The 24,762-nt window shown below is 71.3% G+C and carries 26 protein-coding genes and 1 riboswitch; of the genes, 15 read left to right on the top strand and 11 right to left on the bottom strand.

Annotated elements, in window-relative coordinates:
• The first annotated feature begins 47 nt into the window (after window positions 1-47).
• Window positions 48-1,034 (top strand): carbohydrate kinase family protein, encoded by a 987-nt coding sequence (locus AC54T2_RS18230; protein WP_496666879.1) that lies wholly within the window; start codon window positions 48-50, stop codon window positions 1,032-1,034.
• A gap of 19 nt (window positions 1,035-1,053) precedes the next feature.
• Here the strand turns inward: AC54T2_RS18230 and AC54T2_RS18225 are convergent, their stop codons facing one another.
• A complete protein-coding gene (locus tag AC54T2_RS18225; RefSeq protein WP_496666878.1) occupies window positions 1,054-1,296 on the bottom strand; it encodes a sulfurtransferase TusA family protein in 243 nt (80 codons plus the stop codon).
• On the bottom strand, window positions 1,293-2,420 hold the full coding sequence (locus tag AC54T2_RS18220) for a cysteine desulfurase family protein (RefSeq protein ID WP_186340998.1): 1,128 nt from the start codon (window positions 2,418-2,420) through the stop codon (window positions 1,293-1,295). The genes AC54T2_RS18225 and AC54T2_RS18220 overlap by 4 nt, the downstream gene beginning before the upstream one ends.
• 185 nt (window positions 2,421-2,605) lie before the next feature.
• Here AC54T2_RS18220 and ctaC point away from each other — a divergent pair, with 185 nt between their 5' ends.
• From ctaC to AC54T2_RS18200, 4 genes are all read left to right on the top strand, one after another.
• Window positions 2,606-3,487, top strand: coding sequence for an aa3-type cytochrome oxidase subunit II (gene ctaC, locus AC54T2_RS18215; RefSeq protein WP_241005134.1), 882 nt, complete (start codon window positions 2,606-2,608; stop codon window positions 3,485-3,487).
• Window positions 3,484-5,262 carry an aa3-type cytochrome oxidase subunit I gene (ctaD, locus tag AC54T2_RS18210; protein ID WP_496666877.1) on the top strand — a complete coding sequence of 593 codons (1,779 nt, stop codon included), beginning with the start codon at window positions 3,484-3,486 and terminating at the stop codon, window positions 5,260-5,262. Before ctaC ends, ctaD begins: the two co-directional genes overlap by 4 nt.
• Complete coding sequence (locus AC54T2_RS18205) at window positions 5,259-5,657, top strand: cytochrome c oxidase subunit 4 (RefSeq protein ID WP_186341000.1); 399 nt, start codon at window positions 5,259-5,261, stop codon at window positions 5,655-5,657. The genes ctaD and AC54T2_RS18205 overlap by 4 nt, the downstream gene beginning before the upstream one ends.
• A gap of 109 nt (window positions 5,658-5,766) precedes the next feature.
• Complete coding sequence (locus AC54T2_RS18200) at window positions 5,767-6,993, top strand: L,D-transpeptidase (RefSeq protein WP_496666876.1); 1,227 nt, start codon at window positions 5,767-5,769, stop codon at window positions 6,991-6,993.
• 165 nt (window positions 6,994-7,158) lie between these two features.
• Here AC54T2_RS18200 and qcrB read toward each other — a convergent pair whose 3' ends face one another.
• The 4 genes from qcrB to ctaE are packed head-to-tail and all read right to left on the bottom strand — an operon-like array spanning window position 7,159 to window position 11,591.
• On the bottom strand, window positions 7,159-8,925 hold the full coding sequence (gene qcrB, locus AC54T2_RS18195) for a cytochrome bc1 complex cytochrome b subunit (RefSeq protein WP_397180298.1): 1,767 nt from the start codon (window positions 8,923-8,925) through the stop codon (window positions 7,159-7,161).
• Entirely contained in the window at window positions 8,922-10,040 is a 1,119-nt protein-coding gene (qcrA, locus tag AC54T2_RS18190) for a cytochrome bc1 complex Rieske iron-sulfur subunit (protein ID WP_241005132.1), read from the bottom strand. The genes qcrB and qcrA overlap by 4 nt, the downstream gene beginning before the upstream one ends.
• Window positions 10,037-10,909, bottom strand: coding sequence for a cytochrome bc1 complex diheme cytochrome c subunit (qcrC, locus tag AC54T2_RS18185; protein ID WP_489974683.1), 873 nt, complete (start codon window positions 10,907-10,909; stop codon window positions 10,037-10,039). Before qcrC ends, qcrA begins: the two co-directional genes overlap by 4 nt.
• A 31-nt stretch (window positions 10,910-10,940) precedes the next feature.
• Entirely contained in the window at window positions 10,941-11,591 is a 651-nt protein-coding gene (gene ctaE / locus AC54T2_RS18180) for an aa3-type cytochrome oxidase subunit III (RefSeq protein ID WP_186341003.1), read from the bottom strand.
• Window positions 11,592-11,657: 66 nt separating this feature from the next.
• Here ctaE and AC54T2_RS18175 point away from each other — a divergent pair, with 66 nt between their 5' ends.
• Genes AC54T2_RS18175 through trpD form a run of 3 tightly spaced genes read left to right on the top strand, consistent with a single transcriptional unit; the run spans window position 11,658 to window position 14,130 of the window.
• Window positions 11,658-12,593, top strand: a complete 936-nt coding sequence (locus AC54T2_RS18175; protein WP_186341004.1) for a cytochrome c oxidase assembly protein — start codon at window positions 11,658-11,660, stop codon at window positions 12,591-12,593.
• Window positions 12,594-12,641: 48 nt separating this feature from the next.
• Complete coding sequence (locus AC54T2_RS18170; protein ID WP_241005130.1) at window positions 12,642-13,058, top strand: Rv3143 family two-component system response regulator; 417 nt, start codon at window positions 12,642-12,644, stop codon at window positions 13,056-13,058.
• A 43-nt stretch (window positions 13,059-13,101) separates the two neighbouring features.
• The gene (trpD, locus tag AC54T2_RS18165) at window positions 13,102-14,130 is read left to right on the top strand and encodes an anthranilate phosphoribosyltransferase (RefSeq protein WP_496666875.1); all 1,029 of its coding nucleotides are present in this window, start codon (window positions 13,102-13,104) and stop codon (window positions 14,128-14,130) included.
• Window positions 14,131-14,137: 7 nt separating this feature from the next.
• On the opposite strand, the gene AC54T2_RS18160 is transcribed toward trpD, so the two are convergent.
• Both AC54T2_RS18160 and AC54T2_RS18155 read right to left on the bottom strand, forming a co-directional pair.
• On the bottom strand, window positions 14,138-14,761 hold the full coding sequence (locus AC54T2_RS18160) for a hypothetical protein (RefSeq protein ID WP_489974681.1): 624 nt from the start codon (window positions 14,759-14,761) through the stop codon (window positions 14,138-14,140).
• 22 nt (window positions 14,762-14,783) lie between these two features.
• A complete protein-coding gene (locus AC54T2_RS18155; RefSeq protein ID WP_496666874.1) occupies window positions 14,784-16,013 on the bottom strand; it encodes a hypothetical protein in 1,230 nt (409 codons plus the stop codon).
• Window positions 16,014-16,190: 177 nt separating this feature from the next.
• On the opposite strand from AC54T2_RS18155, the gene AC54T2_RS18150 reads away from it, so the two are divergent.
• Window positions 16,191-16,469: an Lrp/AsnC family transcriptional regulator gene (locus tag AC54T2_RS18150; RefSeq protein ID WP_186341009.1), complete on the top strand. Its 279-nt coding sequence runs from the start codon at window positions 16,191-16,193 to the stop codon at window positions 16,467-16,469.
• A 3-nt stretch (window positions 16,470-16,472) separates the two neighbouring features.
• On the opposite strand, the gene AC54T2_RS18145 is transcribed toward AC54T2_RS18150, so the two are convergent.
• Window positions 16,473-18,263 carry a DEDD exonuclease domain-containing protein gene (locus AC54T2_RS18145; protein WP_489974679.1) on the bottom strand — a complete coding sequence of 597 codons (1,791 nt, stop codon included), beginning with the start codon at window positions 18,261-18,263 and terminating at the stop codon, window positions 16,473-16,475.
• A gap of 134 nt (window positions 18,264-18,397) precedes the next feature.
• On the opposite strand from AC54T2_RS18145, the gene AC54T2_RS18140 reads away from it, so the two are divergent.
• The 6 genes from AC54T2_RS18140 (at window position 18,398) to AC54T2_RS18115 (ending at window position 24,124) form a co-directional block, all read left to right on the top strand.
• Complete coding sequence (locus AC54T2_RS18140) at window positions 18,398-18,673, top strand: hypothetical protein (RefSeq protein ID WP_222129525.1); 276 nt, start codon at window positions 18,398-18,400, stop codon at window positions 18,671-18,673.
• A gap of 10 nt (window positions 18,674-18,683) precedes the next feature.
• Window positions 18,684-19,922, top strand: coding sequence for an NYN domain-containing protein (locus AC54T2_RS18135; RefSeq protein ID WP_489974678.1), 1,239 nt, complete (start codon window positions 18,684-18,686; stop codon window positions 19,920-19,922).
• 44 nt (window positions 19,923-19,966) lie between these two features.
• The gene (locus AC54T2_RS18130) at window positions 19,967-21,307 is read left to right on the top strand and encodes a hypothetical protein (protein WP_496666873.1); all 1,341 of its coding nucleotides are present in this window, start codon (window positions 19,967-19,969) and stop codon (window positions 21,305-21,307) included.
• A 72-nt stretch (window positions 21,308-21,379) separates the two neighbouring features.
• Entirely contained in the window at window positions 21,380-21,586 is a 207-nt protein-coding gene (locus AC54T2_RS18125) for a hypothetical protein (protein ID WP_496666872.1), read from the top strand.
• 126 nt (window positions 21,587-21,712) lie between these two features.
• Window positions 21,713-21,875, top strand: a riboswitch (cyclic di-AMP (ydaO/yuaA leader).
• An 82-nt stretch (window positions 21,876-21,957) separates the two neighbouring features.
• The gene (locus tag AC54T2_RS18120) at window positions 21,958-22,878 is read left to right on the top strand and encodes a C40 family peptidase (RefSeq protein ID WP_313960518.1); all 921 of its coding nucleotides are present in this window, start codon (window positions 21,958-21,960) and stop codon (window positions 22,876-22,878) included.
• An 85-nt stretch (window positions 22,879-22,963) separates the two neighbouring features.
• Complete coding sequence (locus tag AC54T2_RS18115; protein ID WP_496666871.1) at window positions 22,964-24,124, top strand: hypothetical protein; 1,161 nt, start codon at window positions 22,964-22,966, stop codon at window positions 24,122-24,124.
• A gap of 89 nt (window positions 24,125-24,213) precedes the next feature.
• On the opposite strand, the gene AC54T2_RS18110 is transcribed toward AC54T2_RS18115, so the two are convergent.
• The gene (locus AC54T2_RS18110; RefSeq protein WP_489974673.1) at window positions 24,214-24,372 is read right to left on the bottom strand and encodes a Flp family type IVb pilin; all 159 of its coding nucleotides are present in this window, start codon (window positions 24,370-24,372) and stop codon (window positions 24,214-24,216) included.
• Between the two features lie 69 nt (window positions 24,373-24,441).
• Complete coding sequence (locus AC54T2_RS18105) at window positions 24,442-24,615, bottom strand: Flp family type IVb pilin (protein ID WP_489974672.1); 174 nt, start codon at window positions 24,613-24,615, stop codon at window positions 24,442-24,444.
• Window positions 24,616-24,762 lie beyond the last annotated feature (147 nt).

The raw sequence follows: 24,762 nt of genomic DNA, 5'->3' as shown, positions 1-24,762 counted from the left end.
CTACTGATGCGTATCCCGAGCCGTACCGGGAGGTAGTGTCTCGCGGCGTGTCCCTCCTCGTTGCCGGATCCATCGCAACCGACCACCTGATGTCCTTCCCGGGCAAGTTCGCCGACAGCCTGGTCGTCGACCAGCTCGACAAGCTCTCGGTGTCCTTCCTCGTCGAGGACCTCGACGTGCGCCGCGGCGGGTGCGCCGCCAACATCTGCTTCGGTCTCGGCAACCTGGGCCTGCGCCCGGTGCTGGTCGGCGCCGTGGGCGAGGACTTCGCCGACTACCGCGCCTGGCTCGAGCGGCACAACGTCGACTGCGACTCGGTGCACGTCTCCGAGACACGCCACACGGCCCGCTTCGTGTGCACCAACGACTCCTCGATGGCGCAGATCGCGAGCTTCTACGCCGGCGCGATGAGCGAGTCGCGCGAGATCGAGCTCAAGCCGATCATCGACCGCGTCGGCGACCCCGACTACGTCATCATCGGCCCGGACGACCCGCAGGGGATGCTGCGCCACACCGAGGAGTGCCGCCAGCGCGGCTACCGGTTCCTGGCCGACCCCTCCCAGCAGCTCGCCTTCGGCGACGGTGCGCTGATCCGCCAGCTCATCGACGGCGCCGACATCCTCTTCTCCAACGAGTACGAGGCCAGCCTGATCACCCAGAAGACCGGGTGGAGCCGCGACGACGTCCTCTCACGCGTGGGCACGTGGGTGGTCACCCTCGGCCCGGCGGGCGTGCGCATCGACCGCAAGGGCGAGGAGTCGGTGGTCGTGGGCGCGGTCCCCGAGATCGAGAAGGTCGAGCCGACCGGGGTCGGCGACGCCTTCCGGGCCGGCTTCCTGGCGGCCCTGACGTGGGGCCTGGGCCACGAGCGCGCCGCCCAGCTGGGCTGCCTGCTCGCCGTGCACGTGGTGGAGCAGGTCGGCACCCAGGAGTACGAGATCTCCCGCCACGCGTTCCTCGAGCGGTGCGCGGCGACCTACGGCGACGAGGCCGTCGCCGACTTCGAGCCGCACCTGCGCACGATCCGCCCCTGACCGGCAGGCCCCGTCCCGCTCAGCCCAGGCGCCGTACGACGTAGCGGGCCGTCCCGTCGTCGGCCGAGTCGACGCCGACGTAGGCCTGGCCCTTCATCCGGCACCACGCCGGCACGTCGACGGCCGCGGCCGGGTCGCGTGCCACCACCGCGAGCAGCTCGCCGACCGCCACGTCGCCGAGGTGGCGGGCGAGCTCGATGACCGGCATCGGGCAGGGCAGGTCGCGGCAGTCCAGCTCCAGGGCGACGTCGGACGTGCTCACATGCCCACCCGCGACCGGATCTCGGCGACCACGCCGGGCAGGGCGTCGCAGAAGGCGTCCACCTCGGCGCGAGAGGTGTCGCGCTGGAGGGACAGGCGGACGTTGCCGTGCGTGAGCACCCCCATCGCCTCCAGCACGTGGCTGGGGGTCAGGGTGGAGGCCGTGCAGGCCGACCCGCTGGCGATGCCGAAGCCGCGCCGGTCGAGCTCGCCCACCAGGGCCTCGCCGTCGACGTAGAGGCACGAGAACGTGACCAGGTGGGGCAGGCGCCGCTCGGGGTCGCCGACCACCTCCACGTCGGGCACCTCGGCGGCCACCCGGCGGCGTACGACGTCCACGAGCGCGTGCTGGCGGGCGCCGACCTCCTCGCGCTCGGCCACGACCGCCTGCAGCGCGGCGGCGGCCGCGAGCACGGCAGGGACGTTCTCGAAGCCGGTGGACCGCTCGTCGACGCGGTCGTCGCCGGGGAACGGGGGACGCCACCGCGCCCGCTTGCGGACCAGCAGCACGCCGACGCCGGCCGGTCCGCCCCACTTGTGCGCGGAGCCGGCGGCCGCCGCCCAACCCTCGGGGAGGGCGCAGCGCCCCATCGACGCGCACGCGTCGGTGAAGAGCGCGACGTCGTCGGGCAGGGCGAGCTCGTCGATGGGCTGCACGGTGCCCACCTCGTGGTTGGCGGTCTGCAGGGCGACGGTGCCGACGCCGGGGGAGCGGGCCGCCTCGAGGAGGTGGTCGGGGCGGACCCGGCCGTGCATGTCGGTGCCCACCTCGACCGCGCGGGCACCCCAGGCCACCGCGTGGCGGACCGCGGAGTGCTCGACCGCCGAGTGCGCGACCCCGTCGCCGCGACGCGAGCCGCGCACGAGGCCGAGCAGGCCCAGGTGGACCGCGTGGGTGCCGCTGGGGGTGAACGTCACCTCGTCGGCCCGCACGCCGAGCGCGTCGGCCGTCGCCTCGCGGGCGTTGTCGAGCAGCAGCCGCGCCTCCCGTCCCGGCCGGTGCAGCCGGCGCGGGTCGGCGTAGCCGCGCTCCAGCGCGGCGAGGAGGACCTCGCGGGCCGCCGGGTGCAGCGGCGCCGAGGACGCGCTGTCCAGGTCGCCGGGCCCGGCGGGAGGGGCAGTCACGGGGGCAACTTATGCCACGACCACCCGGCGGGGGCCGCGGAGCGACCCTGACCTGCGCAGATGGACCGACACCCGACCCTGCCCCGCACGGCGCGGCGAGTTGGGGATACGCTCTATGGGTCGAGAAGCACCGAGAGAGAGGCTCGTCAGTGGGTCTGCAAGTCCCCAACCTTTCGGGCGCGCCCGTGAGGCGCACCCTGAAGGTCGCGCTGCTGGGCGTGACGATGATGGCGCTGGCCGCGTGCTCCGAGGCCGACCAGCACCAGATCCGCAACCTCGCCATGCCCGACAGGGCCAGCGAGCAGGGCCCCTACACCTACGAGCTGTGGAAGTGGGCGTGGGTCGCCGCACTGGTGACCGGTGTCATCGTGTGGGGCCTGATCGTCTACGCGGTGGTGAAGTTCCGCCGCCGCAGCCCCGACGAGGTGCCGCGGCAGACGCGCTACAACCTGCCGCTCGAGGTGTTCTACACGATCGCCCCCGTGCTGATGTGCGTGGTGTTCTTCTTCCACACGGTGCGGGTCCAGGACGTGATGACCGAGGTCGAGCCCGACCCCGACGTGACCGTCGAGGTCATGGGCCAGCAGTGGAGCTGGACCTTCAACTACGGCCTGGGCGAGCAGAACGTCGACGCCACCGGCTACGACGGCGACTACGCCTACGACGAGTACGTCTACACCATCGGTGACGGCAACGAGATCCCCGTGCTGGTCCTGCCGGTCAACCAGCGGATCCAGTTCAACCTCCACTCGCCCGACGTGATCCACAACTTCGGTGTGCCCTCGTTCCTGACCCGGATGGACGTCATCCCGGGCCGGATCAACCACCTCCAGGTCACCCCGACCGTGGAGGGCACCTACCCCGGCAAGTGCTACGAGCTGTGCGGCGTCTACCACTCGCGGATGCTCTTCGAGGTCGAGGTGGTCAGCCAGGAGGAGTACGAGGCCTACCTCGCCGACCTGGCCGAGACCGGCCAGACCCTCGCGGAGCCGCTCCTGGGCGGATCTGAAGCCACCACGCAGACCGGACTGGGCGAGAGCCAGTCCCAGGAAGGAAGCCAGGAGTGACTGCCACCACCGCTCCCGCACCCCAGGCCGCGACTCCGCCGCCTGAGCGCAAGCCGCTGGGCCAGCAGGTCGTGCGGATCCTGACGACGACCGACCACAAGCTGATCGGCAAGCTCTACCTGGGCACCTCGTTCGCGTGGTTCCTGATCGCCGGCCTGATGGCCATGCTGATCCGCGCCGAGCTCGCCTACCCGGGCGGCCAAGTCGTCAGCGAGCAGCTCTACAACCAGCTGTTCACCATGCACGGCACGATCATGCTGCTGCTGTTCGCGACGCCGCTGTTCTTCGGCTTCGCCAACGTGATCATGCCGCTGCAGATCGGCGCCCCCGACGTCGCGTTCCCGCGACTCAACATGTTCAGCTACTGGCTGTTCCTCTTCGGCGGCCTCATCGCCGCCTCCGGCTTCCTGACCCCGTCCGGTGCCGCCGACTTCGGCTGGTTCGCCTACACGCCGCTCTCCGACGCCGTGCGCAGTCCAGGCGTGGGTGGCGACCTGTGGATCATGGGTCTCTGGATGGCCGGCCTGGGCTCGATCCTGGGTGCGGTCAACTTCATCACCACGATCATCTGCATGCGCGCGCCCGGCATGACGATGTTCCGGATGCCGATCTTCGTGTGGAACACGCTGATCACCAGCATGCTCGTGATCATGGTGTTCCCGATCCTCGCGGGTGCGCTGCTCTCGCTCGAGGCCGACCGCATCCTCGGTGCCCACGTGTTCGACCCCTCCCACGGCGGTCCGATCCTGTGGCAGCACCTGTTCTGGTTCTTCGGGCACCCAGAGGTCTACATCATCGCGCTGCCGTTCTTCGGCATCGTCTCCGAGATCCTGCCGGTCTTCAGCCGCAAGCCGATCTTCGGCTACGTCGGCCTGGTGGCCGCCACCCTCGGCATCGCGATGCTCTCGGTCGCGGTGTGGGCCCACCACATGTTCGTCACCGGCGCCGTCGACCTGCCGTTCTTCTCCGGCATGACCTTCCTCATCGCCGTGCCGACAGGCGTGAAGTTCTTCAACTGGATCGGCACGATGTGGGGCGGATCCTTGTCGTTCGACACGCCCATGCTGTGGTCGATCGGCTTCCTCGTCACCTTCCTCTTCGGTGGCCTCACCGGAGTCATCCTGGCCAGCCCGCCGCTCGACTTCACCGTCTCCGACTCCTACTTCGTGGTGGCGCACTTCCACTACGTGGTGTTCGGCACGGTGGTGTTCGCGATGTTCGCCGGCTTCTACTTCTGGTGGCCCAAGTTCACCGGGCGGATGCTTGACGAGCGTCTCGGCAAGTTCCACTTCTGGTTGCTGTTCGTCGGCTTTCACACCACCTTCCTGGTCCAGCACTGGCTGGGTGTCGAGGGCATGCCGCGCCGCTACGCCGACTACCTGCCCGAGGACGGCTTCACCACGCTCAACCAGATCTCGACGGCGGGCTCGTTCCTGCTCGCCGCCTCGACGCTGCCGTTCCTCTACAACGTCTACGTCTCGGCCAGGGGCCCGAAGGTGCCGGTCGACGACCCGTGGGGCTGGGGGCGCTCCCTCGAGTGGGCCACCAGCTGCCCGCCGCCGCGCCACAACTTCACCACGCTGCCGCGCATCCGCTCCGAGTCGCCGGCCTTCGACCTGCACCACCCGGAGGTCGCGCTGCTCGAGCTGGAGGACAACGACGCCGAGCGTGACGGCGCCGTCGCCGACGCCCCCGAGGTGGCGGGGCGCGAGGAGATGCTGCGTGAGCGCGCCGGCGAGCCGGCCGAGCCGACCGACGAGGAGAGGGACCGATGAAGGCCGAGGCATGGATCTTCGGGATCACCACCGTGTTCGTGGGGGTCGTGGCACCGGGCTACTGGTTCCTGTCCGAGGACTGGACCGGCACCTCCGCGCTCGTCATGACCGCGCTCCTCACCGGCATGATCACCCTCTACCTCGGCTTCCACGCCTCGCGCATGGACCCGAGGCCGGAGGACCGCAAGGAGGCCGACATCGCCGACGGCGCCGGTGAGCTGGGCTTCTTCCCGCCCTACTCCTGGTGGCCCCTGTGGTGCGCCATGGCGCTGGGCGTGATCGTCTACGGCATCGCCCTGTCGGCCTGGTGGCTGGCCATCATCGGCTTCGCCGCCGGTGCCATCGTGGTGTGCGGCTTCGTCTTCGAGTACTACCGGGGCGAACACGCCCACTGAGCCGCCCTTTTCAGCAGAGCCCGTCCGCGACGTACGCTGGACGGGTTCTGCTGTTCCTCCGTCCGACCGGGCGGGCTCTCCTGGGGGGTGACGTCGCATGCGCTCACGCGTGCTCCGTTCCACGCGCCCGGCACGCCGTCCGACGGCGGCCGCTGCGGCGCTGGTCATGATGGCGGGACTCGCTGCCTGCAGCACGGCGGGACCGACCTCCTCCTCCGACGGCTCCGGCGACGCTCCAGCCGCGTCGGGGTCCGCGGACGCCACGGAGTCCGCCGCGCCGGAGCCGGTCCGGATCACGACCGGCTTCGCCGACCCGACCGCGGTGCCGATCGACGCGCCGCTCACGGTGTCGACCGTCGGCGGCCACCTCGACGACGTACGGGTGACCTCGCCCGCCGGTCCGGTGCAGGGCAGTCTCTCCGACGACGGCACCTGGACCGCGTCCACCCGGCTGGAGCCCGGCACCGACTACCGCCTGATCGCCTCCGCGACCCGCTCCGACGGCAGCACGGTCGAGCGCGCGCGCAGGTTCCACACGGTCGAGCTCACCCTCGACGAGCAGACCTTCCCCTCGGTGGCGCCCCTGGACGGCGAGACGGTGGGCGTCGGGATGCCGGTCGTCGTGACGTTCGACCTGCCCGTCACCGACCGGGCGCGGTTCGAGAGGCACATGGCGGTCACCAGCACGCCCGCCCAGAAGGGCTCGTGGTACTGGCTGAGCGACCGGGAGGCCCACTACCGGCCCGCGCACTACTGGAAGCCCGGCACCGACGTGTCGGTCGACCTCGACATCAACAGCCTGCCGGCGGGCAACGGGATCTACGGCCAGGAGTCACGGCGGCTCGACTTCCACATCGGCGACTCGGTGGTGAGCCGCGTCGACGTGCGCAGCCACACGATGCGCACGTTCGTCAACGGCAAGCTCGCCCGCACCATCCCGATCAGCGCCGGCAAGCCGGGGTGGGAGACCCGCTCGGGCACCAAGGTCGTGATCGAGAAGTTCCGCCAGAAGCGGATGAACGCCGCGACGATCGGCGTCTCCGAGGGCGACCCGGAGTACTACGACCTGTCCAACGTCGAGTACGCCCTGCGGGTGACCTACTCCGGTGAGTTCCTGCACGCCGCGCCGTGGTCGGTCGGCTCGCAGGGCAGCGCCAACGTCTCGCACGGGTGCGTCGGGATGAGCGTCGCGGACGCCCAGTGGCTCTACGACCGCACCAGCCGCGGCGACGTCGTCGAGGTGACCGGGTCCGCCCGTCAGATGACGCTCGACAACGGCTACGGCGACTGGAACCTCTCCGCCGCCGACTGGAAGCAGGGCTCGGCCCTCAGCTGACCCCCGGCCGTGGGGGAGTGGAGCCCGCGACGCATCGTGGCGGATCCAGGTCACCTGGTGACTCGGATCCACCACGGTCAGCCGCCGGGCGTCGTGGACACGCCCACTGACGAGACGAGGGCCCGCCGGGAATGACCCCGGCGGGCCCTCGTGCGTCGCGTGCGCTCAGTGGTCGCGCAGCGGGACGTCCTCGGTGTCGCGGAGCTGGTGGTCGTCGAACTGGTGTCCGTCGGCCGGGTGGTCGAGCCCCGCCTGGAGCTCGGCCTCGTGCTCGGCGTGGTGGTGCGCCTCCTCGAGCTCGGCCCGCGTGGGCTTCTGCACGTTGTGGCTGAACGCCCACGACGACAGCTTGGCCCGCAGCTTCTCCGAGCGCGAGTTGGGCGCGGCCACACCGGCGGCGTCGGTGTCGCCCGCGACCGTGTGGACCTGGTCGCGCTCACGCGCCGTGAGCGTGTAGGCGGCTGCCTCGCCGATCGGCAGGTGGCGCTCGGAGTAGGCGCCCTCGGGGGAGCGGGTGATGATGCCCGTCTCGTAGCCGTGGAGCAGCATCTCGTTGTCGTGCCGCTGCAGCGAGATGCACCAGCGCCGGGTGATCCAGAACGCCAGCAGGGGCCCGAGGAAGACGGCCGCCCGCATGAAGTAGGTGATCTGGTTGATGCTCAGGTCGAGCTTGATGGCGATGATGTCGTTGCCACCGGCCGCCCAGGCGAGTCCGTAGAACGTCATCAGCGACACCATGACGGCGGTGCGCGTCGGAGCGTTGCGCGGGCGCTGGAGCAGGTGGTGGTCGCGCTTGTCGCCGGTGATCCAGCCCTCGATGAACGGCAGCAGGATCAAGATGACGAGCATCAGCGGAGGCACGATGAGGATCGGCAGCATCACGTTCCACGAGAACGTGTAGCCGAAGAACACCGACTCCCACCCGGTCGGGACGATGCGGAGCAGTCCGTCGGGCCAGCCCATGTACCAGTCGGGCTGGGAGCCTGCGGTGACCTTGGTCGGGTCGTAGGGGCCGAGCTTCCACACCGGGTTGATCGACATCAGGCCACCCATGAGGGCGACGACGCCGAAGACCATGAAGAAGAAGCCACCGGCCTTGGCGGCGTAGACGGGGAGCATCGGGAAGCCGACGACGTTCTGCTCGGTGCGACCGGGGCCGGGCCACTGCGTGTGCTTGTGGTAGACGAGCAGCAGCATGTGGGCGGCGATGAGCGCCAGCAGGATGCCGGGGATCAGCAGCACGTGCACGATGTAGAGGCGCGGGATGATCGCCTCACCCGGGAACTCGCCACCGAACAGCAGGAACGACATGTAGGTGCCGACGACGGGGGTCGCCTTGAGGAAGCCGTCCGCGGCGCGGACGCCGGTGCCGGAGAGCAGGTCGTCGGGCAGCGAGTAGCCCGTGAAGCCCTCGAGCGTGCCCAGGAGCAGCAGCAGGCAGCCGATGACCCAGTTGAGCTCGCGCGGCTTGCGGTAGGCGCCGGTGAAGGCGACGCGCAGCAGGTGGACCATCATCGAGGCGATGAAGATCGCCGCGGCCCAGTGGTGCATCTGGCGCAGGAGCAGGCCGCCACGCACGTCGAACGAGATGGCCAGCGTCGAGGCCATCGACTCCGACATCCCGACGCCGCGCAGCTGGTCGTAGGAGCCCTCGTAGGTGACGTGACCCATCGAGGGGTTGAACCACAGGGTCAGGAAGACGCCCGTCAGGAGCAGCACGACGAAGCTCCACAGGGCGATCTCGCCGAGCATGAACGACCAGTGGTCGGGGAAGACCTTGCGCAGGTTCTTCTTCATCGCCGTGGCCAGACCGAGGCGGTCGTCGGCCCACGAGGCGAGGGACCCGGCGGGGCCGGGCTTGGTGGCGGTCGCGGCGGCGGTGCCGTTGGTGGTCGCGACCTTGCTGGTGTCGATCCTGGAGTCCGTGCTCACTTTTGCTTCTCACGCTCCCAGTAGCTGGCCCCGACGGGCTCGGTGAAGTCGCTCTGAGCGACCAGGTAGCCCTCGTCATCCACCGCGAGCGGCAGCTGGGGAAGAGGACGGGCAGCCGGACCGAAGACGACCTTGGCGTGGTCGGCGAGGTCGAAGGTCGACTGGTGGCACGGGCACAGCACGTGGTGGGTGGTGCGCTCGTACAGGGAGATCGGGCAGCCGACGTGGGTGCAGATCTTGGAGTAGCAGATGATTCCGCTGACGGTCCACTTCTCGCGGCCCTTGAGCGGGATGATCTCGTCGGGGTTCATCCGCACGACGATGATCGCGGCCTTGGCCTTCTGGACCTGCTCGTCGAGGTTGGACAGCTCGGGGTAGCCGTTCTCCTCCGACGGGAACAGCGCCTCGGCGGTGGCGTTGACGAGGTCACCGATCTCGACCTCGCTGGCGAGGATGGGGGTGCCGACGACGTCGCGCACCAGGCGCATGCCCGGCTTCCAGATGGTGTGCGCGAGCGCGTCGATGTCGAGGGCCTTGCCCGGCGCCAGGTCGCGCAGCAGCACGACGGCGGGCAGCCCGAGCAGGCCGACGGCGCCGATCATCGTGTTGCGGACCAGCGGCCGCCGACCGATGCCGGCCTCGGCGAGGCCCGCGTTGAGCGCCTCGACGGTGGCCTCGCGGTCCTCCGGCGGGGAGGCGGCCGCGTGGCGCATCTCGACCATCTCGTGGTCGGCCATCAGCTTGCGGGCGAGGTGGATGATGCCGATGCCGATCAGCAGCAGGCTCACGCCGAGGGTCACGCCGAGGCTGACCGTCGAGGCGCCGAGACCGCCGATGGTGTCCCAGTTGTCGCCGATCTGGAAGGTGAAGTAGGCGACGACGAAGAGGACGGCGCTGATCATCGCGCCGACGAACATGGCCGCGATCTGGCGCTCGGCACGCTTCTCGGCCTTGGGGTCGACGTCGGTGGGGCGCCACGTGTGCGCGGGAAGGCCCGGGTCGGGGATCGGCTCGGCCTCGCGGTGCGTGGGCACGTGGGCCTCGTCGTGGGGCACCGGGGTGCCGTCAGGCCCGTTGACCGGGTGCTCCGGCGTCGAGGAGTTGTCGTTGCTCACGCGTTCACCTTGCTCTTCTTGCTGCGGGTCGTGTGCGAGGCGATCCAGACCGCCGCGCCCACGAGTCCGCCGATGCCGATCACCCAGGCGAAGAGGCCCTCGGAGACAGGTCCGAGTCCGCCCATGGAGAAGCCGGCGTACTCAGGGGTGTCCTCGAGGCTCCCGAGGTAGGCGATGACGTCGCGCTTCTGGTCGGGGGAGAGGTTGCCGTTGCTGAAGTTGGGCATCTGCTGGGGGCCGGTGATCATGGCCTCCCAGACGTACTTGGGCTCCACGCCGCGGAGCGTGGGTGCTTCGCCGCCGCGTGGCATCGCCCCGCCGGCGCCCTGGAAGTTGTGGCAGGCGGTGCAGTTGGTGAGGAAGATCTGGCCGCCGCGGGAGATCGCCTCCTGGCGCTGCTCGTCGGACAGGTCGTCGATCGAGTAGTCGGCCGCGTTGGGGATCGCGGGGCCGGGGCCGAGCGAGGCGACGTAGGCCGCCAGCGCGGAGATCTCCTCGTCGTTGAAGACGGGCGGCTTGCGCTCGGCCTGCTGGCCCTGCTGGACCAGGGGCATGCGTCCGGTGCCGACCTGGAAGTCGACGGCGGCGGCGCCGACGCCGACCAGTGACGGGCCGAGCTGGTAGCCCGGGCGGACGGTGGGCACGCCCTCGCCGTTCTTGCCGTGGCAGAACGAGCAGCTGGCGAGGAAGAGCTCCTTGCCCTGCGCGACCTTCTCGGTCTCGCTCGGCTGGCTGTCAGCCTGGGCGGGGGAGAAGGCCGTGTAGAGGGAGCCGCTGATCAGGAGACCCAGCAGCAGCACGGCGAGACCCGCAAGCGGTCCCCGACGGTGCCGGGAGAGACGACCAGCGGTTCGGTTGAGCAAACGCACGATTAGTCCTTGCCGGTTGCGGTATCGGTGCTTACTGAATGACGTAGATCATGAAGAACAGGCCGATCCAGACCACGTCGACGAAGTGCCAGTAGTAGGACACGACGATCGCGGTCACGGCTTGTTCATGGGTGAAGCGCCGCGCGAGGTAGGTGCGGCCGAGGACGAACAGGAAGGCGATGAGTCCGCCGGCCACGTGGATGCCGTGGAAGCCGGTGGTCAGGTAGAACATGGAGCCGTAGGCCGAGCTCTGGATCGTGACGCCGTGCTCGATCAGCTCGGCGTACTCGAGCGCCTGTCCGCCGATGAAGATGGCGCCCATGACGTAGGTGAGGATGAACCACTCGCGCAGGCCCCACTTGGCGAAGTTGTAGAGCTTGCCCGTGCGCCCGACCTGGCCGCGCTCGGCGGCGAAGACGCCCCACTGGCAGGCGAACGACGACGCGACGAGGATCGCGGTGTTGGCCGTGGAGAACGGCACGTTGAGCTTGTCGGTCTCCTGCGCCCAGAGCTCCGGGCTCACCGCCCGGATGGTGAAGTAGGACGCGAACAGCGCCGCGAAGAACATGAGCTCGCTCGCGAGCCAGATGATCGTGCCCACGCTGACCATGCTGGGTCGGTCGTGGTGCCCGTGAAGACGGGAGGCCGGAATCGTCGCAGTTGCTGTCGCCACGAAGATCATTATGGCCGTTGGCGAGGACGAGGGGCACCCCGACCCCCTGTGTTGGACCGACATAGAGTTCACAGCGTGTTCCCCACCCTCTCCACCCTCTCCGCGGACACCACGGAGGTCCTGCCTCGATTCACGCTCGGGCGGGTGCTCACCGACTGGGGGATCGACCCGATCCCGTTCGTGGTGCTGGTCTGGGCGACCGGTCTCTACCTCGTCGGCGTCGCCGTGCTGCGGCGTCGCGGTGACCGGTGGCCGCTCGGGCGCACGCTGGCCTTCGTCGTGCTCGGGATGGGGTCGTTCGGCGTGGCCACGATGTCGGGCCTGGGGATCTACGACACGACCCTGCTGAGCGTGCACATGGTCCAGCACATGGTCCTGTCGATGGTCGTGCCGCTGGCCCTGGCGCTCGGCGCGCCCGTGACCCTCGCCCTGCGCACCCTGCCGCCGGCCCCCCGCCGGTGGCTGCTCGCCGTGCTGCACTCGCGGGTGGCCAAGGTGCTGGCGTTCCCCCCGCTGGCGTTCGCCCTCTACGTCGTCTCGCCGTGGGCGCTCTACTTCAGCCCGTGGTACGACGCCAGCCTCAGCTCGTCCTACGTGCACCAGATGATGCACATCCACCTCGTGCTGGTCGGGACGCTCTTCTTCTGGCCTCTCATGGGGGTCGACCCGGTGCCGGGCCGGGTCAGCCACCCCTTCCGGGTGCTCCTCACCCTCATGACGCTGCCCTTCCACGCGTTCCTCGGCGTGACGATCATGGGGCAGTCGAGGCTGATCGGGGCCGAGCACTACCTCGCGCTCCGCGAGGGCCCGATGGGCGCGTGGCTGCCATCGGTGCTCGACGACCAGCACCTGGCCGGCGGCATCCTGTGGGCCAGCGGCGACCTCATCGGGGTGCTGTTCTTCGGCGTGCTGTTCACCCAGTGGGTGCGCTCGTCGATGAAGGAGGCGGCCCGGGAGGACCGGCGCCTGGACCTGGCGGAGCGACGCTCGCCCGACCGGCTGACGCTGTGACGCATGCCTCCACGCGGGGGCGGGAGGGCGACGGTTACGATGCCTCCCGTGACTGATGCCGCCGCAGACCGCTCGCTCAAGGTCCTCGTCTACAGCGACGACGTGAACACCCGCCAGCAGGTCATCCTGGCGCTGGGCCGCCGCCCGCACCCGGACATGCCCGAGCTCGAGTACGTCGAGGTCGCCACCGAGCCGGTGGTCCTGCAGAACATGGACCGCGGCGACATCGCGCTCGCGATCCTCGATGGCGAGGCGGTCCCCGCCGGCGGCATGGGCATCGCCAAGCAGCTCAAGGACGAGATCTACCAGTGCCCGCCCGTCGTGGTGCTGACCGGTCGCCCGCAGGACGCCTGGCTCGCCACCTGGTCGCGCGCCGAGGCCGCCGTGCCGCACCCGATCGACCCCATCCAGCTCGCCGAGGCGGTCGTCGCGCTGCTGAAGCCGTCGGTCCCGGCCACCTCCTGACACCACTGGGGCGGCCCACCGCTGCGCCACTAGCCTGATCCCCATGTCGCACACCTGGCCCGACGTCCTCTCCACGCTCGTCGCCGGTGACGACCTGACGACCGAGCAGGCGCGATGGGCCATGGACGAGGTCTTCGCCGGCGCGGCGACCCCCGTGCAGCTCGCCGGGCTCGTGGTCGCGCTGCGCGCGAAGGGCGAGACGGTCGAGGAGGTCTCCGGCATCGCCGACGCGATGCTCGCCGCGGCCAACCCGATCTCGGTGCCCGGGCGGCTGCTCGACATCGTCGGCACGGGGGGCGACCGGTCGATGTCGGTCAACATCTCCACGATGGCCGCGATCGTCGCGGCCGGTGCCGGGGCCCGCGTGGTCAAGCACGGCAACCGCTCGGCGTCGTCGAAGTCCGGGTCGGCCGACGTCCTCGAGGAGCTCGGCATCCGCCTCGACCTCACCCCGGCGCGCGTCGCCGAGGTCGCGGGGGAGGCCGGCATCACCTTCTGCTTCTCCGCGGCCTTCCACCCCGCCATGCGGCACGCGGCGGTGCCGCGGCGCGAGCTCGGCATCGCCACCACCTTCAACATCCTCGGTCCGTTGACCAACCCGGCCCGCCCGCAGGCCCAGGCCATCGGGTGCGCGGACGCCCGGATGGCGCCGGTCATGGCCGGCGTCCTGGCCGGGCGCGGGGTGGACGCCTGGGTGTTCCGCGGGGACGACGGCCTCGACGAGCTGACGACCACCACCACCTCGACCCTGTGGCACGTGCACGACGGCCGGGTCGCGGAGAGCACCGTCGACCCCGCCACGCTCGGCATGGCCCGGGCGACCACGGAGGACCTCCGCGGGGGCGACGCCGCCCACAACGCCGACGTCGTACGCCGCGTCCTGGCCGGCGAGCAGGGGCCGGTGCGCGACGCCGTGGTGCTCAACGCGGGCGCCGCGCTCGCGGTCCACGACGCACCGGGTGCCGACGTCGAGACCGCGCTGGCGGCCGGCGTCGCGAAGGCCGCCGAGGCGATCGACTCCGGTGCGGCGCGGGCCGCGCTCGAGCGATGGGTCGCGGCGTCGTCGCGCTGACCCGCGCTCAGACCTCGAGCACGTAGGACGGTCCCTCGCGCCTGAACCCGAGCCGGTCGTAGTAGGCGTCGACCATGCCGGGGGGCGTCACGACGCGCCGGATGCCGCGCTCGGCGAGGAGCCCGCTCTTGCGCCAGACGAACTCGCCGGGGGAGAAGTCGCGGTAGCGCGGGGTGACGTAGTCGAGCAGCACGTCGGCCGTGTCACCGCTCCTGAGGAGCAGCACCACGCCGACCGTCTCGTCGCCCCTCTGCACGAGGAAGGCGTCCTGGTCGTCGCCCGGGTCGTGGACGAACGACGGGTTGAACTTCGCGATGTCGGCGCCGTGCACGGTGAGCGTGTGGCGCAGGTAGGCGTCCGACGGGTCGACCTCGAGCACCTCGAACGCCGACTCGTCGTGCCGGTCGCGCAGCATCCGGGCGATGAACCATGCGTTGATGACGACGAGGACGCTGTTCATGCCGACCATCGGCCACACCTCGAGCGCCGCGTTGAACACGATCAGGATCACGCACGCGATCGCGTTGAGCACACGCAGGCGCAGGACGCTCGCCTGCAGGAGCGAGTAGACGAGCAGGGCGCTGCCGCCCCACCCGAGGAGGTCGAGCCAGTGGTCGGTGAGCCAGGTCACGGCCGGAGACTACTGCCGGGGCTCAGGGCATGACGGGCGTGTGCCCGTAGACCAGGGAGTAACGGATCCAGACGGCCTGGAGCGCGAGCAGCACGAGGCAGCCGACCATCATCAGGGCGGTCCGGTCACGCGGGGACCAGCTCCGCGACCCGGTGAGAAGCATGCCGAGGGGGAAGGCGAGCAGGAGGTAGCGGAGCACCCCGAGGAGCGGTGGAGTGACAACCAACAAGAAGAACGGGTAGGTCAGCGCCCACGCACTCAACGCGACGCCCCACTCGCCGCGCTTCAGCCACACGGCTCGAGCGAGCAGGACCGTGAGCAGGAGAGGGATGACCACCGCCCAGGGGGACCATCCGAAGAAGGCACTGAACCAGCCGACCGGGACGCTCGAGGCCATGAGCTCCACGCGATCAGCGCCGGCGCCGCCTCCCAACGCGCTCGAGGCGGCGGGCCAGACGAAGACGCCCAGCGTGCTGACGGCGGTGAAGCTGAGCAAGCCCAGCCACTCCTTGCGGGAGGTCTCGGACGGTGCCGCCCGCCAACGCGCGTACATGACTGCGGCGGCCACCACCGCCAGTGGCGGAGTGACGTGGCGGGTCAGGCCCAGGAGGAGGGCGGGGACGATGGCCCACCACAAGCGGCCGCGGGTCAGCAGGAGGAGCGTGCTGACCAGGAGGACGAGGGCGAGGGCCTCGCTGTACGCCGACTGCAGCAACGGTGCCGTGATGAAGCACGACGTCGCCAGCACGGCCGCGAACGCGTTGAGCGTGCCCGCGTGCGCGGCCACGAGCCGATAGAGGAGCACCATGGCGAGGGCACCGAGAAGTGTGCTGAGCAGCGTCGCCGCCAGCGGGAACTCCACCCCGGTCAGGCGCATCACGGTCGAGACCAACGTCGGATACCCCGGGGGGAACGCCCACGCCCAGCCCGCGGCAGCTGACGGGTCCACGCTGGCTGGGACGTAACCCGCCTCCGCGATGTAGCGGTACCACTGTCCGTCCCAGTTGGTGACCACGCCGAGGTAGCCGGGGTCGGCAGGCAACGGATGGTGGACGAAGTAGGTCTCTGTCGGGCTGCCGACCACGCGCCGTGTGGGGACTTGGAACTGGCTCGCCCACACCATGACGAGGAAGGAGAAGGCGCGAGCGGCGCCGTAGACAGCGAGCGGCACCCAGATCCACCGAGGGACAGGGCGAACCGCCCCGGTGACGAGCCGCCGGTCGTCCGCCGCCTCGACCGTGCGCGTGGTCATCTCGTCCTCCGGGTAAGGGGCTCAGCCCGGCCGACTGTAGGGGGTAATCACGTGGAGCGGGGCGAAACCCGCAGGACCACCGAAATGGGCTCGGGGCAGCTGGGCCGGCGGACCCTCGCAGCGGCCGCGCCCCGCGTGGGGGTCCGGAGGTGGAGCGGTCACGGATACGGTGAGGCCATGATCACCGCCATCGTCTTCGTGAAGGCCGACGTCGCGCGCATCCCGGAGGTCGCCGAGGCGATCGCCTCCCTCGACGGGGTGAGCGAGGTCTACTCGGTGACCGGGCAGATCGACCTCATCGCCCTGGTGCGCGTGCGCGAGCACGAGGACGTGGCCTCGGTCGTGGCCGACCGCCTCAACAAGGTCGACGGCGTCACCGAGACGGAGACGCACATCGCCTTCCGGACCTACTCCCGGCACGACCTCGAGGCCGCCTTCAGCATCGGTCTCGACTGACGCTCAACGCACCGGCCGGTGCACGGGCGAGGGCAGCCGCTGCTCGTCGAAGGGCACGAGCGAGAGCCGGGACTGGTCGGCAGCGTCGTAGAGCGCGAGGTGCCGGGCGGCTCCGCCCAGGGGGCAGACCCACTCGCCGTCGACGTCGACGAGGCGCACGCCCGGCGACTCCAGCCAGCGCAGCACCTTCTCCGACTCCTCGGCGGTCGCGGCGGGCACCGGGCCCGGCGCGCCGGCGACGGTCTCGGCACTCGACCTGAGCTCGCGGACGTACTGGTGCGCGTCGGCACCCGGGGGGATCCGGCCCGCTGCAGCGAGCCGGCCGAACCGGACGACGTGCACCGACCAGCGGCCGTCGTCCTCGCGGCGCGCGGCCACGATCTCGGGGCACCGGCTCAGGGCGGACAGCCGCTGGGTGCGCGCCGCGGCACGGATGAAGGTGGCGAGGCGGTCGCGGTGCACCCCCGCCTCCTCGAAGCGCTCATGGTCGGCGAGCGCGGTCATCCGCTGGTTGATCGCCTCGACGACCTCCTGGGGGTCGCGCAGCAGCGTGTCGCGCAGCTGGCGCACCACCGCGGCGTAGGTCGAGGCGTCGGTCGAGCCGTCGCAGGGAGACAGGCAGCGGCCCATCTCGGCGAGCACGCAGGCCGAACGGGACGGCGTGAGCGGCAGCCGCCCGCTGCACTGCCGCACCGGGAAGGTCTCGTGGAGCGCGGCCAGGCACTTCTCGGCCGTCTTCCTCGACGCGAAGGGGCCGAGGTAGTCGGCGTCGTCGTCGAGCACCGTGCGGACGAGCGAGAGCCGCGGCCAGGCCTCACGCGTGAGCTTGACGAAGTGGACCTTCTCGGGGAACCGCGAGCGACGGTTGTACTTCGGCTTGTGCTCGGCGATCAGCCGCAGCTCGCGCACCTCGGCCTCGAGCGGCGTGGCGCACTCGATCCCGGTCACCGACTCGGCCAGCCCGACCATCTCGCCCATCCGCGTGCGGGTCTCCGAGGAGGTGAAGTAGGTGCGGACGCGGGTGCGCAGATCCCTCGACGTGCCGACGTAGAGCACGCGCGAGCGCTCGTCGCGGAACAGGTAGACCCCGGGGGAGTGCGGCAGGCCCTCGGCGAGGTGGCGCTTGCGCCGCTGCGCGGTGCTGACCCGGGAGGAGAAGGTCTGGAGCTCCTCGAGGGTGTGGACGCCCAGGCCGCCGAGACGCTCCATCAGCCCGTGCAGCACGTCGACCGTGGCGCGGGCGTCGGCGAGCGCGCGGTGGTTGGGCGTGGTGCTGGAGTCGAAGAGCCTGGCCAGCGACGACAGCTTGCAGTTGGGCGCGTCGTCGCGGGTGATCACCCGCCGGGCGAGCTTGGCCGTGTCGAGCACCTCGAACTTCGGCCACGGGCGGCCCTGCTGGCGGGCGAAGTGCTGCAGGAAGCCGACGTCGAAGGGCGCGTTGTGGGCCACGAGGACGCAGCCGGCGGCGAAGTCGAGGAACGCCGGGAGCGCCGACTCGATCGGCGGCGCGTCGTGGACCATCGAGTTGCTGATGCCGGTGAGCACCGCGATGAACGCGGGGATCTCGGCGTGCGGGTTGACGAGGGTCTGGAACTCCCCGAGCACCTCGCCGCCCCTGACCTTCACCGCGCCGATCTCGGTGATCATCGAGCCGCCGGCCGCCGAACCGCCCGTGGTCTCGAGGTCGACCACGCAGAACGTCAGGTCTCGCAGCGGCCGCCCCAGCTCGTCGAAGCTGCGCTGGGCCTCCCAACGGGACCGTTCCCGGGTCGGGCGGTGGGCGGTGGTGCTCATGTGGCACGACGCTAGACGTGGGATCCGACAACGGTGGGGCCGGCACGCGGACTACGCTGACCGCGCCCGACAGACCGGCCGCGCTCGACCGGTCCCGACCCATCCCGAGCCTTCCCGACCCATGAGGAGCACCCGTGCCCGAGCAGACCGCCGACCTCCGCGTGCCCGGCGACGGCGAGCGGTGGCGCTGCGCCGGGTGCGGCAACCTCACCCGCTTCGACGTGACGCGCACCCGCCGTACGACCGAGTACTGGCACTTCGACCTCGCCGGTGAGCACCAGGTCGAGGAGGAGACGGTGCGTGCCGAGTCGGTCGAGACGGTGTCCTGCCGCTGGTGCGGGCGCAGCGACGCCATCGAGGTCGTCGACCGCGCCTCCGCCGACACCGCCGGCGACCCCGCCGCCGGGTGACGAGACCCCCGTGACCGGCCCCGCAGCACTGCCCGAGCGGCTGCGCCTGCGTGTGGTCGCGATGGTGTCGGCCGTCCTGCCGTCGGTCACGCCGGTGCCCCCGGCGCTGCGCAAGGTCGCGGGCTTCGCGCCCGCCCGGCGTGCCCGGCTGGGTGCCGCCGCGATCTGGTCGGCGCTGGAGGACGGCGCGTTCCGCGAGCACGCGGCCGTCCAGGTCGCCGCGTTGCCGGCCGCACCCGACGACCCGATCGACGTCGCCGCGCGAGCGTGGCTGGCCAGGGAGGAAGGGTGGGAGGCCGTCGTCGCCGACGTCGCGGACTCCCTGGATCGCGACGAGGTCCGCGACGAGCAGGTCCAGGCCGAGCACGCGCGCCTGACCGCGCAGGTGGCCGCGCTCCAGGCAGAGCTGACCTCGGTGCGGGCCGAGCACCGCGAGGAGCTCGCGCGCGCTAAGGCCGACCACACGGTGCTGCGCCGGCGCCTCGGCGAGGCCCGGGGCGTGCTGCGCGCCGCGGAGGAGGCCCGCGACGCGGCCTACGCGGCCCGCGACGAGGCCATCGCGGCCGCCGAGGGGGCGACCCGCGCCGCCGAGGCCGACGTACGACGACTGCGCGCCCAGCTCGACGAGGCGGAGTCGGGTCTGGCGGCCAGCCGCCGTGACGCCCGATCCGACCGGGACGCCGCGACGGTCCGGGCCCGGCTGCTCCTCGACGCGGTCGTCGACGCTGCCACCGGCCTGCGCCGCGAGCTGGCCCTCCCGGCCGTCACGGGCAGTCCCGGAGACGCGGTCGAGTCGGCGCTCGCAGGCGTCGCCGGCCCGCCGGCCTCGAGTGCGCCTGCCACGCCGGCGCTCCTCGAGCAGACGCTGGGGATGCCGCGCGCGCGGCTGGTCATCGATGGCTACAACGTCACCAAGGAGAGGTGGCCGACAGCGAGCCTCGAGGCCCAGCGCAGCCGGCTGGTCGCGGCGTTGGGTGCGCTCGTGGCGCGGACCGGGGCGGAGACCACAGTGGTGTTCGACGCCGCTGAGTCCACGGTGCGCACGGCCATGCCGGCCCCGCGTGGCGTGAGGGTCGTCTTCAGCCCGCCGGGCGTCATCGCCGATGACGTGATCCGCCAGCTCGTCGCGGCCGAACCGCGGGGCCGCGTGGTCGTGGTGGTGACCGGCGACAGGGCGGTGGCGCGCGACGTGGCCCGCGACGGGGCGCGTGTCGTACCTCCGTCCAGCCTGACGGGTCTCCTCGGGTGAGCGGGGTGCTGAGGGCCGAGGTGGGACGGTGGCGCTGGACGATCGTGTCTGCTGCTGTCCTGCTGGCCCTGCTTGCGCAGTTCGTCCGCGTCGGCAGCGACTGGGACTGGCTCGTCGCCATGGGCGACCACGTCCGATCGACCGGACGCATCCCCGACCACGTCCCCTTCGCGGCCTCGGACACAGCCGGCTGGCACAACGTGCCGGTTCTCGCCGAGCTCGTCGCGTCGTGGGTCCAGGACCTGGGGCAACGCGGCGCTGTGGTCCTCCACCTGCTCCTCGTCGCTGGCTGCCTGTCCGTGGTGGCGACGACGGCGCGCGCCCGGGGTGCGGGCGATGGCCAGGTGGCTGTGGCGATCGCCCTGCTGTGCCTGGGTGGACTGGCCACGCTGGGCGTGGTGCGGGCCCAGACCCTGTCGCTGCTCCCGTTCGCGCTCATGCTCGCGCTCGTGACCCGACAGGTGCGACGTCCGGATCGAGGGATCTGGTGGGCCGTACCGCTCGTCGTCGTCTGGGCCAACCTCCACGGTGCCGCGCTGCTGGGCGTCTGCGTGCTCGGTGCCTACCTCGTCGTCGGCCGTCTGCCACACCGTCCTGCGGAGACGGTCGCGGTCGGTCTCGCGAGCCTGCTCGCCTTGTGCGCCACGCCCCAGCTGTGGTCGACGCCGAGCTACTACGTGGAGGTCTTCGGAAACGTCTCGGCACAGCGGGGCGAGGGGCTCTGGGCCCGCCCGAGCGTGTCGATGCCGTTCGACGTGCTCATGGTCGTCGCCGTGATCGCGCTGCTGGTCGTCTTCGCCCGCTCACCTCGTCGTCCGCTGTGGGAGTACGTCGCGTGCATCGGTCTTTGCGTGGCCACTGCGAGCGCCGCGCGGCACGGCTTCTGGCTGCTGTGCCTGCTCGCCGTCCTGGCGGCCAAGCAGGAACGGCAGGCGGGCCAGGCGCACGGCGACCATGCCCGAGCACGGGACGAGGGCCGCGTCGTGGGTGCGGCGATGGTCGCCGGGGTCCTCGCGACGGCCCTCGCGCTGCCCGTCCTGCTGATCCGCGGCGACGACGTGCTGGGCGCCGCACCGTCCCTCGTCGCCGACGTCGCGCGAGCCGCGGGGTCGGATGTCGTCCTGGCGCCCTCACCGCTGGCCGAGGCACTCGCGGTCGAGGGCGTGCAGCTGTGGGCGGTCAATCCTCTCGACGCGCTGGACCATGGCGTCCAGGCCGCCTACCTCGACTTCCTCGACGGTTCGGCGGGCGGGCACCGCGCCATCGAGGCCGCCGATGTCGTCGTCGTGCCCGATGGCTCACCCCAGGCCGAGCTGGTCGACGGCGTGCCGGGGTTCGATGCTCGACCCTGCGGTGCCGGCTGGACGTGCTTCCTGCGCCGCTGACAAGGCCCCCGACACGCCGGTGTGCCGCGGCGCCCCGCGGCGTTGTCGGTGGCCCCTGTCACCGTTCGGGACATGACGACACGGATCGATTGCGACACCTGCGTGGTGCGCGGGCTGCACTGCCACGACTGCGTGGTGACGGTGCTCCTCGGCCCGCCGCCCGAGCTGACCATCGACGACGACGAGAGGGCCGCGCTCCACGTGCTGGCCTCAGGAGGGCTGGTGCCGCCGCTGCGGCTGGTGGAGCCCGTGCCCGGCCCGGTCATCGAGTCGGCGTGAGGCTCGCACGACGCGGATCCTCCCCAATCGGCCCGAAGATTGGCGACGGCTCCATGAGCGGTCTAGGGTGTGGCTGACGTCCGTGGCAGTGGGTCACCAGGCCCGCGCGGACGTCGCGCCGAGTCGTGGACCACACCCCCGCATCACCCGTGGTCCACGAGCCGGGGAACCACACTTCCCCTGGGGTGAATCCCCTGCAAGGCGTGTCGCGCGAGCGGCACGAGGAGCAGGGGTAGGCCAGTCGTGCCGAACCCGTCAGCTCACCTGGTAGGCGTACGACATCCCGAGGAGTTCCCCCGCTCGTGGCTCACACCCGCAAGCGAGTTGGTGCGACCGTTCTAGGTCTCTCCGCGATCGCTGCCATCGCCTTCGTGCCCGCGACCCCCGCGCAGGCCGACCCCGACATCGATGACGTGAAGGTCCGCGTCGACGACCTCTACCACGAGGCCGAGGCCGCCCAGGAGCGCCTGCACGACGCCCGCCTCGACCTGGCCGACCTCCGCCGCGACCTGCGCGGCCTCAAGGCCGACCAGGAGCGCCAGGACGAGCGGCTCGACGCCGTCCGCGACCAGGTCTCCGACGCGGTCGTGCGACAGCTCGAGGGCGAGGGCATCTCGACCATGGGCCAGATCGTCGTCTCCGAGGACCCGGGAGCCTTCCTCGACTCGCTCTCGACCATGTCGTCCTTCAACGACCTCCAGTCCTCGCTGCTGTCCGACTACGACACCGAGCTCCAGGCTCTCGAGATCCGCCGCGAGGCCACCAGCGACCGCACCGACGAGATCGCGGAGCTGACCGAGCAGCTGAGCGCCGAGAAGGACACCGTCGACGACAAGCTCGCCGAGGCCAAGGAGCTCCTCGCGGACCTCGAGGCCGAGGAGCGCGAGCGCATGCTCGCCTCGCGCAGCGCCACGGTGCGCACGCCCAGCTCGGTGCCCGCCTCGGGTCGTGCCGCCGCGGCCGTGCAGTACGCCATGGCGCAGGTCGGCGACGCCTACGTCTACGGCGCCATGGGCGAGAACGCGTTCGACTGCAGCGGCCTGACCATGCGTGCCTGGGCGCAGGCGGGCGTGTCGCTCCCGCACTCCTCCAGCGCGCAGTTCGGCTCGGGCCCGCGGATCGCGGCGAGCGACCTGCAGCCCGGCGACCTGGTCTTCTACTACAGCCCGATCAGCCACGTCGGCATGTACATCGGCAACGGGATGATCGTCCACGCCGCCAACCCGGGCACCGGGGTCGTCGTCTCCGGCCTCCACTCGATGCCCTACGTCGGCGCGGTCCGCCCTGGCTGACACGCACCTCGCGAAGGCCGGTCGTCCACTCCTGTGGGCGGCCGGCCTTTCGCTGTGCCTGGTCGCCGCGATCGCGTTCGTCCTCGTGCGCGACGTGCGCCACGAGGTGACCCCGCCGCGGCCGGTGGGGGGGCCACGCGCGAGCCCGGCCGGCGCAGCCGCTGCCCTGGCGTCCTTCGTCGACGGCGTGGAGCAGCGCGACGCCGCCGCGCTCACGCGGCTCGCGCCCCCCGGAGTGCCTGCGGCCGAGGCCCTGCTGTCCGCCGTCGCGACCAACGCGCGGTCGCTCGTCCTCACCGAGGTCGGCGCGCGCTACGTCCGCCAGCGCGGCTCGGTGGCCGCGGACGGGTCGTGGACGGGGGTGGCCGAGCTGACGTGGCGGGTCCGGGGCTACGACGAGGCGCCGGCGCGCGCCGAGGTGCTGGTGCGCTTCGCGCCCGACGGCGCACGGCTCGGCATCGCCGGGTTCGGCGGCGAGGCGGGAGGTGGCGTCCGGCTGCCCCTCTGGCTGCGCGCGAAGCTGTCGGTGACGCGCTCGCCCGGGGTCCTCGTGATGGCCGAGGGGTCCCGCGGCGAGGCCGAGGTCGTGCGTGAGCGGGCGGAGCGCGGCATCGAGGTCGTGCGCCGGGTGCTGCCCGAGTGGTCGGCTCCCGTGGTGGTCGAGGTGCCCGCCTCCGGCGCCGACCTCGACGAGGCGCTCGGCGCGGAGCCGGGCACGTACGCCGACATCGCCGCGGTGACCGCGGCTGTGGGCGACTCGTGGGACGAGCGGGGGCCGGTGCACGTGTTCGTCAACCCCGACGTGACCGCCGGGGTGGGCCGTGGCGGCGCCCAGGCCGTGATGAGCCACGAGCTCGTCCACGTCGCCACGGATGCCGTCCGTCGTCCGGTCGAGCCGTGGCTGCTCGAGGGCTTCGCCGACTGGGTCGCGCTGCGCGGCACGCGGCTGCCCGACCGCGTGGCCCTCGGGCGGGCGATCGCGGCCGCGCGACGTGACGGCGTGCCTGGTGCGCTGCCGACGACCACGGACTTCGATGCGCGGGGGAGCGGTCTCCAGGCCCGCTACGAGGAGTCGTGGCTGGCGTGCCGGATCATCGTCGAGCGCGTGGGCGAGACGGGACTGGTCCGGATCTACGACGCTGCGGCCAGCGGCCCCCTCGATCGAGCGCTCCGGCGTGCCGGACTGAGCGAGCGCGCCCTCGATCGGTGGTGGGCGAGGAGGTTGAGCGTCCTGGCGGGGGCGTGACGTCCTGCCCGTTGCCGGGAAATGCACGAGAGGCGACCGATTCCTCGGTCGCCTCTCGCGTGGACGTGCTCACGCCGTCACGGGGCCTGTCACCACCAGTGTACCCGGGCGTACAGTCCCATGACCGGGTCGCCGAGCGTGATGACGGTGCCGATGATCGCGCCGGCGATGAGCGCGACCATGAGGCCGTACTCGACAGCGGTGGCGCCGTCGTCTCCGCGACGCGCATGTGCGTCAGGTGACGTCATCGGGGACCTCCGTCAGGGTTGTGGTGGAGCCGTGGCATCAGGAGTGATGCCACGGCCGCGACGTCTCGGTCAGAGCTTGTCGGAGATGGTCTTGAACGCGGTGTTGATCTGGCCGCCCAGGATGACGACGGTGGCGATGATCACGGCGGCGATCAGCGCGACGAGCAGACCGTACTCGACGGCGGTGGCGCCCTTCTCGTCGTTACGACGAGCGTTGAGCATGATGGTGAGGAACTGGATCATGGTGGTAACCCCTTGAAGTGTGGATGATGAGTCCGGATGTCCGAGCCCCGGTGGACCCGTCATGAAGAATCCTCGTCGTTTCCCGCACCCGCCGAATCAGGTGATCGGCCGCAGGTGGATAGTCCCTTGTGACTAGTCGCGGATGCC

It is taken from the genome of Nocardioides sp. Z35_8, from assembly GCF_059621125.1.
This window is presented reverse-complemented; position numbering and strand designations above follow the sequence as displayed.